Below are 13,630 nucleotides of genomic sequence, written 5' to 3' on the forward strand. Positions count from 1 at the left end.
CTACAATTTCGAATGTTTGATAGGGGGGGTAATTTATTTATTGCATGAAGACACAAATGTATAAAACGTATTGAAGCTATTTTCTACGGCGTTAATATCGTAAAAACCGCTTATTTAAGCGGTTTTTACACCATCAAATTGGCTTAGAAACGGTAACCAAGACGTATGCCATATTGAGTTACGTCATCACCAAAATCAGCTTTAGCTTCTAGGCTTACATTTGGAGTAAAGAATTTTTTAGCACGGATCGTAAATATATCATTTAGGCCTATCAATTCATCAGAATTATCAGTATAGGCAAAACCAATACTTAAGGTTTTATTGAGGTATAGATCAGCACCTAAATTATAGATTGTGTCATCACCAAACTGAGCATTCGCTTCGAGGTTTAAATCATATGAACCTATTGGTGTAACATATTTCGCACGTAAAGTCGGGTCAATGTCATCACCATTATCGCCATCAAAACCTGTGAAACCAGCAGCGATCAGTAAATTTGAAATAGGTAGATAACCTATTTCAGCAGAATAGGTTATAACATTACTTTTGACTGAATGAATATGTGTGTAGATTGGCTCATCATTTTCATCTTCAGGATATTCAATAAAATCTATATGTTGTTTATTTCTTATATTACCAATATGCGCATTTACATAAAAATTTGAATTAGGGATAAAGTACTCAATACCTACTTGATAAAGAGTTGAGCCATTTTCTAAATTTAAATCAAGTGATGAGTCTGAAATTTTTATATCAGTATCATTATGAATAATTTTTGCATTGATATTGCTAGCACGGTTTAAAAATGCAGCTTCATTGAATGGATTGTTTTTTACTTCTACACGATTGAAATAGTAAGTTCCATCAATTCCAAAATATTGATCATCTATACTTTCGCTTGGATCAGTATCGTAATCCACATAATTGTATGAACCACCAACTTCAGCTTGATAAGCGAATGAAGACCCCATGCACATGGTAAGTGCAGAAAGAAGCGCAATTTTCTTTAGCATGTTTATTCCCTATGAAATTTATACTTTTAATCTGGCTATGGATTGTAATGTTATTTTTTGATCAGTCAAATAAAATATAAATTTAAGTTATTGATATATATTAAAAAGTTATTTTAATTTTGCTTATCTTTATGGTGACCATATTTGTTTTTATCAGACTAACATTTTGTCTTTTTAATAGATTGATCAATAGAGCGTTCTTCAACACAAAGTGCAGTAGTATATTTAGACATTTAAATCGGATAGAAAATATTCAATTTTTAATACATCCATCCGCATTTGGGTAAACTTTTTGAGATAAAGCTTTTAAGTATATTTTGTTCATTCTTGGAACATTAAAAAACCGCTCATATGAGCGGTTTTTTCTAATATCGAATCGAATTAGAAACGGTAGCCAAGACGTACGCCATATTGATTAATGTCATCACCAAAATCAGCTTTAGCTTCTAAGCTTACATTTTGAGTAAAGAATTTTTTAGCACGAATAGTGAATTGATCATCTGTACCAAATGCTTCATTAGATTTATCACCATAAGCGATACCAACGCTTAGTGTTTTATCTAAATACAAATCTGCACCAATGCCATAAACATCTGCATCACCAAACTGAGCATTGGCTTCTACATTTAAATCATATGAACCGACTGAAGTCACATATTTTGCACGTAAAGTTGGATCAATGTCATCACCAGTATCGCCATCAACACCAGCTAAACCAGCAGCGATTAATAAGCCAGTTACAGGTAGGTAGCCAACTTCAGCTGCGTATGTTGTTTGATCAACTGAACCTACTCCATCAACATCAATTTCATCACTACCAATATTCGCACTTACGTAGAAGTTTGAGTTTGGAACGAAATACTCAGCACCAACGCCATAAGTTGTGAATGAAGCAACATCAAGATCAACATAATTGAAATTTGCATTTACATTGCTTGCGCGGTTTAAAAATGCAGCCTCGTTTAATGGATTGTTTTTGACTTCTACGGGGTTGAAATAGTAAGTGCCATCAACACCAAAGCCAGTTTCAGTGCTAAGACCATCAATATCTAAAACATTGATAGCGCCACCAACTTCTGCTTGGTAAGCATATGTAGTTCCCATGCACGCTGCTAAAGCAGTGAAAAGCGCGATTTTTTTTAACATGTTCATACCCTTTGTTATGAAATAAAGTGTTTATAATTAAAAATTGTTTCCAATTGTAAGTTTTAATTTTGAACAGTCAATTTATTTTTTGAATGTTTATTATAATTATTTTATTGAAATATAAAGAATATTTGTTTTTGTTTAGTGTCTTTAAACAATTGCAATATAACAATTGAATGTACTAAGTTGCGATTAATTTACTCAAAGCTTTATGAGGTCTATTTCATGAGAAAATTGCAGTAATTTTTTCAAAAAATGATTTGTGCAAATATTGGTCAGAATGACTTAACTATCTGCAGAGGGCTGTTTGCTTTAAAAATGAGCGATTCCGATCCATTGTGGTTCGTTTTTTGAACTCTTAATAAATGTCAGTATAAAAAACCACTCAAAGGAGTGGTTTTTTTATGTATTTCTTTCAAAAATTAATTTTTAGAAGAAGTAGGCAAGTCGTGCGCCATAGACATTAAAGTACTCAGAAAAGTTCGCTGAACCTTCCACACTTAGGTTTGGTGTGACATATTTTTTAGCACGGAGCGTGAACGTATCTTCTGTATCATCAAAGCGATTGGTATCTTGATAAGCAACGCCAACACTTAAGGTTTTATTTAAATATAAATCTGCACCAAGGCCAAAATAAGTATCATCCCCAAAATGAGCTTTAGCTTCAAAATTCATATCGAAGTTACCGACAGGGGTCACGTATTTTGCTCTTAATGTTGGATCGATATCATCATCATAATCGCCGCTATAACCCGCTAAACCAGCTGCAAGCAATAAACCATCAATTGGTAAATAACCGACTTCTGCTTGATATGTGGTTTCGTTATATTTTTCATCCCAGTATTCATCTTTTTCAATGAAGTGACCTAGTCCAGCACTGACATAGAAGTTCGAGTTTGGAACAAAGTATTCAACACCCACGTTGAATTCATGCACATTGTAGTAATCTGCATCAAAGTAAGAATATTTACCATTGATATTACTTGAGCGACCTAAAAAAGCAGCTTCATTGAGTGGATTATTTTTAGCTTCTACTGGATTAAAATGGTATTTGCCATCTATAGAATAGTTTTGTGCGCTATCGCCATAATCTGGATCATAATAATCAAATCCTACGCCAACTTCTGCTTGGTAAGCATATGTTGTCCCCATGCACGCTGCTAAAGCAGAGAAGAGTGCGACTTTTTTTATCATGTTAATCACCTTTGTTATAAATAACTTATCAATTGTTGGTCTTTATTGTTTGTTTTGTAATCAATTGGTTTTTAATTGTAAGTATATTTAAACAGCAGTCAATCTTTATCTTTGGACTTTAAAATCCTAAAAGACAAAAAACCTATCAATAGATAGGTTTTTTGAGGTTTTATTAGGAGAAATTAGAAGCGATATTTGCCTGCAATTCCAAAGGTGTTGTAGTCATTGTCAAATTGTTCACCAAAGCCTACACGACCTTCCAAACTGATTTGAGGAGTAAAGAATTTGCTTGCGCTAATTCCAAACTCAGAGACATCAGTCAGGTCATTTTTGTAGTAATCAGCACCGACGCTCACTGTTTTATCAATATAATAATCAGCGGCTAGATTGTATTCATCTAGATCGCCAAATGCAGCGCCTGCTTCTAAGTTAAGATCACGGCCACCGACTTGAGTGATGAACTTCGCACGTAGTGTTGGGTCAACACCATCATCGTTATCATTGTCATAGCCTTTCACACCAGCAGCAATAAGCAGGCCAGGAGCTGGTAAATAACCCACTTCAGCGTTGTAGTAAGTGGTGTCCCAATCAAGTTTTACACCGTTACGACGCCATTTTTGTTCGTTTTGATCAATCCCTGCACCCACGTAGAAGTCAGAATTTGGCACGAAGAATTCAACAGAAGCACCATAAGTATTGTCATCTGTGTCGCCACGATCTGCAAAGTTTGCATGCACGTTCACATTGCTTGCACGATCTAAAAATGCAGCTTCAGCTAAAGGCGAATTACGTGTTTGAACAGGATTGAAGTAATACGTACCATATACACCAAAGTCACTTCCTGAACTTCCATTGTCTGGATCTACATAGCCTGCAGAAGCACCGACTTCAGCTTGGTATGCATGTGCTGTAGCGCTAAGAGCAAGAGCTGAAAGTAGTGCAGAGGCGATTGCTATTTTTTTCATGGATGGCTTCCCCTTGGTTGTTAATATTGATTCACTAAAATTAGTACATTTTTTGTTACATATTCGAGTCTAAAGGTATTTGATCAATCGTCAATCAGAACATTGTTATTGGGATGTAAGCAAAGTAATTTTGTGTAAATATACAATATCAACTTATTGAAATTTAATATTATATATTTAACTTAAAAATAAATTTAATTCATGCTAAATAGTTTTTTGAATGCAAAAATATGCATATGAATTTACATTTGAATGTGATTAAACTTGATTTTGAGATATCTGATCATGACATTTTGATGCTGTCCCTTTGCATTTTTCAAATCAAGTATCAAGCTGTTTAGTGAGTTCAACTGATTGTCTAGTTCATACCCAAAGTGGTTTGCTATAGAAAGGGTTTTACGGGTATTGCACAGCCAGTGAATTGGGTGAAATGCAATGCCTAAGTTCAAAGATAATCATTTAGATTTTTATGGGGCTACGCGCCACTTTCATTTGCAACGCATTTGTAGCTTAGTGTTTGTTGTTTAAATTTAGCCATCTTACATAAAATGAAATCAGATTCGAGTCTGTTAGAAAACAATGAATCTTTCGGAAAGCAATGAATCCTTCGGAAAACAATCAGCCTTTCAAAAAACAAGATGTTGTATAGAGCCAAAATTTAAGCTGTATTTTAATTCAGCAAAGTCTTTCAAAGTGTATGAAATGACTGTGATATAATATGCGGCTATTTGAGCCGTATACTTTGATTGAGAGTAATTCACGTGGAAATTAATCCTTATCTAACCCAAATAAAAGACTTAACCGACCGTGGTCAAACTTTACGGGGGTATCTTTGACTACGATCTGAAAAAAGAGCGTTTAGAAGAAGTCCTACGTGAATTAGAAGACCCTGCCATTTGGAATGACCAAAGCCGTGCGCAAGCTATGGCAAAAGAAAAGGGCGAGCTTGAGAATGTATTGAACGTTCTTGATGGTTTGGCGACGCAAATTGAAGATGCTCAAGCAATGCTTGATCTGGCTGTTGAAGCCGATGACGAAAGTTTATTGACAGATGTTCAGTCAGAACTGAGTACTGCGGAAGAAGAACTGGCAAAACTTGAATTTCGTCGCATGTTTAGTAATCCGATGGATCCAAATCCTTGCTATGTCGAAATTCAAGCGGGTTCTGGGGGTACAGAAGCGCAAGATTGGGCATCTATGTTACTCCGTATGTACATGCGTTGGATTGAACGTCATGGCTTCAAAGCTGAATTGATGGAAGAATCTGACGGTGATGTCGCAGGGATTAAATCTGCAACGATTCGTGTGGAAGGTGAGTATGCCTATGGCTGGTTACGTACTGAATCTGGCGTACACCGTTTAGTACGTAAGTCACCTTTTGACTCAGGTAACCGTCGTCATACGTCATTCTCAGCTGTATTTGTCTCACCAGAAATTGACGATAATATCGAAATTGATATTAATCCTTCTGATGTTCGTACAGACACATATCGTGCATCGGGTGCGGGTGGTCAGCACATTAACAAAACGGATTCTGCGGTACGTTTAACGCATGCACCAACAGGTATTGTGGTGGCGTGTCAGAACCAACGTTCACAGCATGCCAACCGTGATCATGCTTGGAAACAATTACGTGCAAAATTGTACGAATTGGAAATGAGCAAACGTAATGAAGCAGCGCAAGCCCTTGAAGATTCGAAGTCTGATATTGGTTGGGGCAGTCAAATCCGTTCATATGTTTTAGATGACTCACGTATTAAAGACTTACGTACAGGCGTTGAAAACTCAAATACGGGTGCAGTGCTTGACGGTGACCTCGATAAATTTATCGAAGCGAGCTTAAAACAAGGACTTTAATTTAAGTCTTTAGTTTGAGTATGTTGATGTATTGATTGAGGAAAAGCAGAGATTAATTCTCTGCTTTTTTTATGGATATCTGCCTTTAATCATGGTGCATGACATATTCAAATGACAGAGCAGAATAATGTTAGAATAATTACACTTGTACGGTCAGTGTTTATTTTTTAGTTGAAAAATGACGATAAATTTAAATATCGTAAATTTTCGATATTAATATCTAAAAAAATCGATATAATGATTTTGTACAGTGCATATCATGAACTTGAGCGAAATGAGATGGACACAGAAGCAATTTATAAAGCCTTATCAAACCCGATTAGACGTCAAATATTGCAATGTCTAAAAGATCCTGAGCACACCATTCCACAGGATGAATGTGTTTATGATTTTAGTCGTGGTGTATGTGCAGGGCAGATTGAAAAGATTGCTGATGTTTCTCAATCCACCATGTCCAATCATTTGTCTGTGTTGCAACAGGCGGGTTTAGTCACCGTCACCAAACATGGTCAATGGTGTTATTTCTCTCGTAATGAAGCACTGATTCAGGATTTTTTATCGCATATACAACAATCACTCTAAGACATTTATCTAGGCGCTTCGCCTGTCATGTGGGTGATAAGGAATAAGCAATGACTGATTTTTCAAGCCCAATTCAATTTGGCGAGCTAAAACTTAAAAATCGTGTCGTGATGGCACCTTTAACGCGTAGTCGTGCGACACCAGATCGTGTGCCGACTCCGATGATGGCTGAGTATTACGCTCAGCGTGCATCAGCAGGTTTAATTATTTCTGAAGCAACGGTCATCTCTGAACAAGCCAATGGTTATGAAAATACGCCGGGGTTATTTAACGATGCACACGTACAAGGCTGGAAAGTGGTTACAGATGCCGTGCATGCCAAAGATGGTTTGATTGTTGCGCAAATTTGGCATGTGGGCCGTGTCTCTCATCCTGATTTGCTCAACGGCGAAACACCTGTTTCGGCGAGTGCAGTAAAACAGGCAGGCTTTGTCAGTTTGCTTCGTCCAAAACGTGAATTTGTGATACCTCGTCCGCTTGAAATTGCTGAAATTCATGCAATTACGGAGCAATATAAGCAAGCAGCGATTCGAGCTAAAGAAGCAGGCTTTGATGGTGTTGAACTTCATGCAGCCAATGGTTACTTGATCGATCAATTTCTTCAAAGTAAAACCAACCAACGTGATGATATTTATGGTGGATCTGTTGAAAATAGAGCACGATTCTTATTGGAAGTGGTTGATGCATTGATTGAAGTATGGGGTGCAGGTCGTGTCGGTGTGCATTTAGCACCACGTGGTGATGAGCACGATATGGGCGATGAAGATCCACGTGAAACTTTTGGTTATGCCTTAGAAGAACTGGGTAAACGCAAAATTGCCTTTTTCTTTACCCGTGAATATCTTGCAGAAGACAGTATTTCCCAAGATATGAAACAGCGCTCTGGTGGTGTGCCATATATTGCCAATATGAAACTCAGTCGTGAAGATGCTTTGGATTTATTGCAAAGTGGTCAAGCTGATGCAGTGTCTTTTGGTAAAGCCTATATTTCAAATCCAGATTTGTATGAGCGTTTAGTCCAAGATGCGCCATTGAATGAAATAAAGTTTGAAACCATGATTGGAACCAATGTGGCAGAAGGGTATATTGATTATCCTTATTTATCAGAAAGTTTAGCGCACGCTGAATAACTGAGATTAAAATGATGTGTAGGGCATCAGGATCTTTAGATTTTGAAAAGGGTTGTTTCACATATTGGGCTGTGAATATGCCGTTTTCAATGTATTGATGATGCCTGACACCAAGATTGATGAATACGAGTTCGAGGTATTTCTTGACGACGCCATTGTGGTATAACGCAGCACTTGCACTTTTAAAACCTTTGTATAAATGGCGTATTAAAAAACGTGCTGTCGATGAACAACAATTTCAACAAGAATGCCTCGAGCGTTTTGGTCCATTTCAACCTGTAAAAAATGTACAGGCTATTTGGTTTCATGTGGTGTCAGTGGGCGAGACCAATGCTGCTCAACCTCTGATAGAGCATTATTTGAAGTTGGGACATCCTGTACTCGTCACCAATACCACCAAAACCGGGCAAGCAAGAGCGAAATCCTTATTTTTAAAAGCGCCTTATGAAACCTTGTTTCAGGCAGTATATTTGCCTGCGGATCAGAAAAAACTGATTGCAGATTTTTTTAAAAAGTATCAGCCGAAAATGTTGGTTTTGGTTGAAACGGAGCTATGGCCAAACTTGATAGCACAAGCCAATCAAAGCCAAGTGCCCTGTGTTTTAGTCAATGCTCGGTTATCTGAGAAATCAGCCAAAGGCTATGGCAAAGTACCAAGTTTAACTGTGCCAATGTTAAAAGGCTTACAGCAACTATTGGCGCAAGATCAAGCTTCTTTAACTCGGTTTATCGAACTCGGTGCGAAACAACAAAATAGCCATGTAGTGGGTAGTATCAAGTTCGATATTCATGCACCGCAAATCTTTATAGATAAAGCGACACAATTAAAACGAGATTGGCATTTAGCAACGAGAAAAATCATTACCCTTGCTAGTACGCATGCACCAGAAGAGCAGAAATTATTACAAGGATTAAAATCATATTTAGCGCAAGATCCATCGTTATTGGTGATTGTGGTGCCTCGTCATCCAGAACGTTTTGATGAAGTCTTTAAAGTAGCGCAAGGTTTAGGCCTAAATACACAGCGCCGTAGTTTAAATGAGTCTATACAAGCAGATACTCACGTGTATTTAGCTGACTCGATGGGTGAAATGTGGCTTTGGTATGCCTTAACCAATGTTTGTTTTGTCGGTGGGTCGTTGAATGAACCCGGCGGTGGCCATAATATTTTAGAGCCAATCGCTTTAGAGGTACCGACGGTGATTGGTCCAAATTATTTTAATTTCCAAACCATTGTCGATGAGTTTCTAAATGCCAATGCTGTTGCAGTGGGACAAGATTCTGAGCTAGTTGCTCAATTGTTGATGCAATACTTACAGCAACCTGAGTCCGCAGCAGTGATTGCCAAAAATGCAAAAGTCATTATGCAAAAAAATTCAGGTTCTTTAGCAAAACATATTCAAGCGCTAGATCAGTATTTGAACGTATAATTGCCACAGTACAGCCTCTAAGTAAGGAATTTAAATGAATTTGCGTAGGCTTGTACTCACTTTTGATACGCCACGGCATATCCAATATTGTTTAGAGTCTCATGGGCTGTTATGAATATCGTTTTATTGGATCCGCGACAAACTGAATCAGAAATTTGGTCGATTACATCAGCACGCCAATTGGAACATCTACATACGCATCTTGACGTTAAAGCTGGTGATACGTTGAAAGTTGGCATCAAAAATGGAAAACGCTATCTCACTAAAATCGTGGAAATATCAGAAACGGCAATTTGCGTAAAGCCAATTCAGGAAGAGTCTGTACCTGCAAAATTACCCGTGACTTTAATCGTCGCAATGCCACGTCCAAAAGTGTTACGTCGTCTAATTATGGACAGTGTCACCTTAGGCGTGGAAAAAATCATTTTACTGCACAGTTATCGTGTTGATAAAAGTTATTGGCAAACCCCCTTTTTACAGCAACTGGATCAATATGTGACATTGGGCTTAGAACAAGCTGGCGATACCATTGCACCACAAATTGAAATTTATAAGCGCTTTAAACCTTTTGTTGAAGATGTTTTGCCTACCATGATTTCAGACAATAAACCTGCTTTTGTTGCCCATCCCTATGCTGAAAAAGTCATGCCATTTGCCATTGATCATGCATGTACACTTTTGATTGGGCCGGAAGGTGGCTACATTCCTTATGAAATTGATTTGCTCAGGAAAAACGGCTGCCAAGCAGTGAGCTTAGGCAGCCGAATTATTCGAACAGAAACCGTAATTCCTTACGTATTGGGACGCTTATTTAGCGTTAGCACGACCTGATTCAGACAGATCATCACCCTCATTTCCACGGTACACTTTTACTTCTTGTACAGGGTAAGGAATGGAAATATTGTGTTCTGCAAATGCTTGAATCACTTGTTCTTGAACAGAACTGATTGATGCTGCAGTTGTTGTTTCTGTGGTATCAACCCACCAACGGACATTCAAATTAATCGAAAAGTCTGCTAAAGCATTAACGTTCACCATAAAGCCAGGTTGGCTTAAAATAGTCGGATCGTTGTCCATGATTTTTAAAATAATGGATTTTGCTTCTTGGACGTTATCTTCATAACCAATACCCACTACAAACTCACAACGACGACGTTGATAAGCGGTATTGACCGTAATTGGGCTGGTATAAACCGTCGCATTTGGAATCACTAAACGGCGACCATCAGGCGAACGTAAAAATGTCGCACGGATTTGAATGTCTTCAACCGTTCCTTCCATGCCTGAGACAATAATATCATCACCAATTTTAAAGGGTTCACCCAGTAAAATTAGAATACCTGAGAGTAGGTTTTGAAAAATATCTTTAAATGCGAAACCAATGGCCACCGAGCCAATACCTAAAGCACTCATTAGCTGACCTGGTGTAAAGCCTGGAATGGCAATGACCATGGCAATGAGAAAGCCAATAAACATAATGGCTGAGCTTCCCACACGGTTTAAAACCAGAACTAAGTTTTGTCGAGTATAACTACGGTCTGCCAAAGCTTTTCGGACGAAAAACTTAAATAATTTTGAAAAAAGATAAAACAGGGTAAAAACAATCAGCGCGATACAAATATAAGGTAAGCGCTCCCAAAATCCTTCAACAAATTTATCGATGGTTGTGTATGCATCATTATATTTTGAGGTATGTGCAATCACTGTTTTTGCAGTCTTTTCACCCGCTTCATGTATGAGCTGAGTCGTCCCTTGGGCGACATCACTCAAGGTATTTTGTTGCTGTTCTGCCACGATATTTCCGTAGATAGGATTTTTGCCCTATTTTGCCTGAAATTATCACAAAATAAAAACTTAAAACGTAGCTCTAAGCGGTGTGAAACGTAACGCATGTATTGTTATTTTTAATCATGTAAGAATGTCTAAATCGTGATTTTATGATTTTTAATTGTGGTTTTAGATTGATGATTGGCGAGTTTATATCTCGCTTGATCATCAACTTGGAGCAAATTGGTAAGAAAATGTTGTTTTTAGATAACGACAAAATGCTTCAATTTATCCATCTTAAGCCAGTATTTAAAAAAATTTTATTGAAAAACATCATGATAAATGAATGCATATTTTTACATGGAAAAATGCATGCAAACGCAGTTGAACAATGAAGATTTTGATTAAATATTCGACCAAAGCATGATTGTCGAATTGATTAAAGTATAATCATACTCCAGATATATGATAAAAAATGATCAGTTGGATTATCAAACAATCTCGCGATGAGATTGATATAAATCAAGGATGTAAAATATGAATGAAATCTATCCAGTTCCAGAGCTATTTAAAAAAACTGCCAGAACCAATGAGGCGCAATATTTTGAGCGTTATCAGCAATCGATTGATCATCCAGATGAGTTTTGGGCCGAAGCTGCGAAAAAATTGGACTGGATTAAACCATTCACGCAAGTCAAAAATACCAACTTTGATAAAGACAACTATAAAGTCGAATGGTTTGCTGATGGTCAATTGAATGTCAGTGAAAACTGTTTAGATCGTCATTTAAAAGAACACCCACATAAGCCAGCGATTATTTGGGAAGGGGATCATCCTTCTCGTCATAAAATTATTTCATTTGAAGAACTGCATGATGAAGTCTGTCGTTTTGCCAATGTGTTGAAGAAAAATGGCATTACCAAAGGGGATCGTGTGGTGCTATATATGCCAATGGTGCCAGAAGCAGCCATTGCGATGCTCGCATGTACACGGATTGGCGCTGTGCATTGTGTGGTCTTTGGTGGCTTCTCGCCAGACTCTTTGGCAAGTCGTATTGATGATAGCCAAGCCAAAATTATCATCACCGCTGATTCTGGTATGCGTGGCGGAAAACCTATTCCACTTAAAGAAAATGTAGATGCTGCTTTAGAGCTAGAAGGAACCAGTTCAGTCACCAATGTGATTACCGTGCATCGTACAGGCAACCCAATCACCATGAAAGACGGGCGTGATTTGTGGTATCACATGGAGATCATGACGGTCAATGATATTTGCCCGCCTGAGCCGATGAATGCAGAAGACCCACTGTTCATATTGTATACCTCAGGTTCAACAGGAAAACCAAAAGGTGTGCTACATACTACAGGCGGTTATTTAACTTTTGCGAACACAACTTTCCGTGAAGTATTTGACTTAAAACAAGATGATATTTTCTGGTGTACAGCAGATGTGGGGTGGATTACAGGGCACTCTTATGTCCTTTATGGACCACTATCCAATGGAACCACGACATTGATGTTTGAAGGTGTGCCTCAGTATCCAACTTGGGCACGTACAGGACATATTGTCGATAAGCATAACGTGACGATTCTCTATACTGCACCAACAGCGATCCGTGCCATGATGCGAGAGGGAGATGCTTTTATTCGTGAAAGCGACCGCAGTAGTCTACGTTTGCTAGGCTCTGTGGGTGAACCGATTAACCCTGAAGCATGGAACTGGTATTACACAGTAGTCGGTGAAAGCCGTTGTCCGATTGTTGACACATGGTGGCAAACAGAAACAGGTGGCTTCATGATTACTCCTTTACCGGGAGCGACTGCCCTAAAACCAGGTTCAGCAACACGTCCATTCTTTGGTATTCAACCAGCTCTTGTCGATGCTGATGGCAAAGAAATTGAAGGTGAGGCTGAAGGGAATCTGGTCATTAAAGATTCTTGGCCGGGGCAAATGCGCACGATTTGGGGCGATCCTGAGCGTTTTATCGAAGCATATTTCTCGACTTATCCAGGCACCTATTTTACTGGAGATGGCGCACGTCGTGACAAAGATGGCTATTACTGGATTACTGGTCGTGTCGATGATGTCTTGAACGTGTCAGGTCACCGCTTAGGTACAGCAGAAATCGAAAGTGCATTGGTTGCACATGAACATGTCGCTGAAGCGGCTGTTGTAGGCATGCCACATGATATTAAAGGTCAAGGGATTGCAGCCTATGTCACTTTGCAAGCAGACACACCAGAATCTGAAGAGTTACGTAAAGAATTGGTGGTTTGGGTGCGTAAGGTACTCGGTCCTGTCGCAACACCAGATGCAATCTATTGGGCGCCGTCTTTACCAAAAACACGTTCGGGTAAAATTATGCGTCGTATTTTAAGAAAGATTGCAGCCAATGAAATTGATACATTAGGCGATACTTCAACATTGGCAGATCCGCAAGTCGTGAATCAGTTGATTTGTGAAGTGCGCACGCAGCATATATAGGCTTCGATTTTTAAGCAAAAACGAATACTTATCTGGAATACCGCTATTGAACATAGCGGTAT

At 38.4% G+C, this 13,630-nt stretch carries 11 protein-coding genes; 6 read left to right on the top strand and 5 right to left on the bottom strand.

The window, feature by feature from the left end; genetic code table 11:
- Window positions 1-143: 143 nt before the first annotated feature.
- The 4 genes from G8E00_RS00995 to G8E00_RS01010 form a co-directional block, all read right to left on the bottom strand.
- A complete protein-coding gene (locus tag G8E00_RS00995; RefSeq protein ID WP_166221403.1) occupies window positions 144-1,013 on the bottom strand; it encodes a putative porin in 870 nt (289 codons plus the stop codon).
- A gap of 381 nt (window positions 1,014-1,394) precedes the next feature.
- Window positions 1,395-2,159, bottom strand: coding sequence for a putative porin (locus G8E00_RS01000; RefSeq protein ID WP_166221405.1), 765 nt, complete (start codon window positions 2,157-2,159; stop codon window positions 1,395-1,397).
- 429 nt (window positions 2,160-2,588) lie between these two features.
- On the bottom strand, window positions 2,589-3,353 hold the full coding sequence (locus tag G8E00_RS01005; protein ID WP_166221408.1) for a putative porin: 765 nt from the start codon (window positions 3,351-3,353) through the stop codon (window positions 2,589-2,591).
- A gap of 182 nt (window positions 3,354-3,535) precedes the next feature.
- A complete protein-coding gene (locus G8E00_RS01010) occupies window positions 3,536-4,318 on the bottom strand; it encodes a putative porin (RefSeq protein WP_166008809.1) in 783 nt (260 codons plus the stop codon).
- Between the two features lie 761 nt (window positions 4,319-5,079).
- Here G8E00_RS01010 and prfB point away from each other — a divergent pair.
- The 5 genes from prfB to G8E00_RS01035 all read left to right on the top strand — a co-directional run bounded on the left by prfB (window position 5,080) and on the right by G8E00_RS01035 (window position 10,148).
- A protein-coding gene (prfB, locus tag G8E00_RS01015; protein ID WP_166008808.1) for a peptide chain release factor 2 occupies window positions 5,080-6,175 on the top strand; the annotation gives its coding sequence in 2 pieces (ribosomal slippage) (window positions 5,080-5,151 and window positions 5,153-6,175; 1,095 coding nt in all).
- Window positions 6,176-6,454: 279 nt separating this feature from the next.
- On the top strand, window positions 6,455-6,757 hold the full coding sequence (locus G8E00_RS01020; protein WP_166008807.1) for an ArsR/SmtB family transcription factor: 303 nt from the start codon (window positions 6,455-6,457) through the stop codon (window positions 6,755-6,757).
- A 50-nt stretch (window positions 6,758-6,807) separates the two neighbouring features.
- Window positions 6,808-7,887, top strand: a complete 1,080-nt coding sequence (locus tag G8E00_RS01025; protein ID WP_166221410.1) for an alkene reductase — start codon at window positions 6,808-6,810, stop codon at window positions 7,885-7,887.
- 143 nt (window positions 7,888-8,030) lie between these two features.
- The gene (locus G8E00_RS01030) at window positions 8,031-9,317 is read left to right on the top strand and encodes a 3-deoxy-D-manno-octulosonic acid transferase (protein WP_166221412.1); all 1,287 of its coding nucleotides are present in this window, start codon (window positions 8,031-8,033) and stop codon (window positions 9,315-9,317) included.
- Window positions 9,318-9,428: 111 nt separating this feature from the next.
- Window positions 9,429-10,148, top strand: coding sequence for a 16S rRNA (uracil(1498)-N(3))-methyltransferase (locus tag G8E00_RS01035; RefSeq protein WP_166221415.1), 720 nt, complete (start codon window positions 9,429-9,431; stop codon window positions 10,146-10,148).
- Here the strand turns inward: G8E00_RS01035 and G8E00_RS01040 are convergent.
- On the bottom strand, window positions 10,125-11,111 hold the full coding sequence (locus tag G8E00_RS01040; RefSeq protein ID WP_166221417.1) for a mechanosensitive ion channel family protein: 987 nt from the start codon (window positions 11,109-11,111) through the stop codon (window positions 10,125-10,127). The genes G8E00_RS01035 and G8E00_RS01040 overlap by 24 nt on opposite strands.
- Before the next feature lie 510 nt (window positions 11,112-11,621).
- On the opposite strand from G8E00_RS01040, the gene acs reads away from it, so the two are divergent.
- Complete coding sequence (gene acs, locus G8E00_RS01045) at window positions 11,622-13,568, top strand: acetate--CoA ligase (RefSeq protein ID WP_166008802.1); 1,947 nt, start codon at window positions 11,622-11,624, stop codon at window positions 13,566-13,568.
- Window positions 13,569-13,630 lie beyond the last annotated feature (62 nt).

This window comes from Acinetobacter shaoyimingii (assembly GCF_011578045.1).
Taxonomy (GTDB): domain Bacteria; phylum Pseudomonadota; class Gammaproteobacteria; order Pseudomonadales; family Moraxellaceae; genus Acinetobacter; species Acinetobacter shaoyimingii.

What these genes read in the sequence shown, in the direction of transcription:
- G8E00_RS01010 (WP_166008809.1), bottom strand. Translation starts at nt 4,318, where the DNA reads ATGAAAAAAATAGCAATCGCCTCTGCACTACTTTCAGCTCTTGCTCTT.
- G8E00_RS01025 (WP_166221410.1), top strand. Translation starts at nt 6,808, where the DNA reads ATGACTGATTTTTCAAGCCCAATTCAATTTGGCGAGCTAAAACTTAAA.
- G8E00_RS01005 (WP_166221408.1), bottom strand. Translation starts at nt 3,353, where the DNA reads ATGATAAAAAAAGTCGCACTCTTCTCTGCTTTAGCAGCGTGCATGGGG.
- acs (WP_166008802.1), top strand. Translation starts at nt 11,622, where the DNA reads ATGAATGAAATCTATCCAGTTCCAGAGCTATTTAAAAAAACTGCCAGA.
- G8E00_RS00995 (WP_166221403.1), bottom strand. Translation starts at nt 1,013, where the DNA reads ATGCTAAAGAAAATTGCGCTTCTTTCTGCACTTACCATGTGCATGGGG.
- G8E00_RS01020 (WP_166008807.1), top strand. Translation starts at nt 6,455, where the DNA reads ATGGACACAGAAGCAATTTATAAAGCCTTATCAAACCCGATTAGACGT.
- G8E00_RS01000 (WP_166221405.1), bottom strand. Translation starts at nt 2,159, where the DNA reads ATGTTAAAAAAAATCGCGCTTTTCACTGCTTTAGCAGCGTGCATGGGA.
- G8E00_RS01035 (WP_166221415.1), top strand. Translation starts at nt 9,429, where the DNA reads ATGAATATCGTTTTATTGGATCCGCGACAAACTGAATCAGAAATTTGG.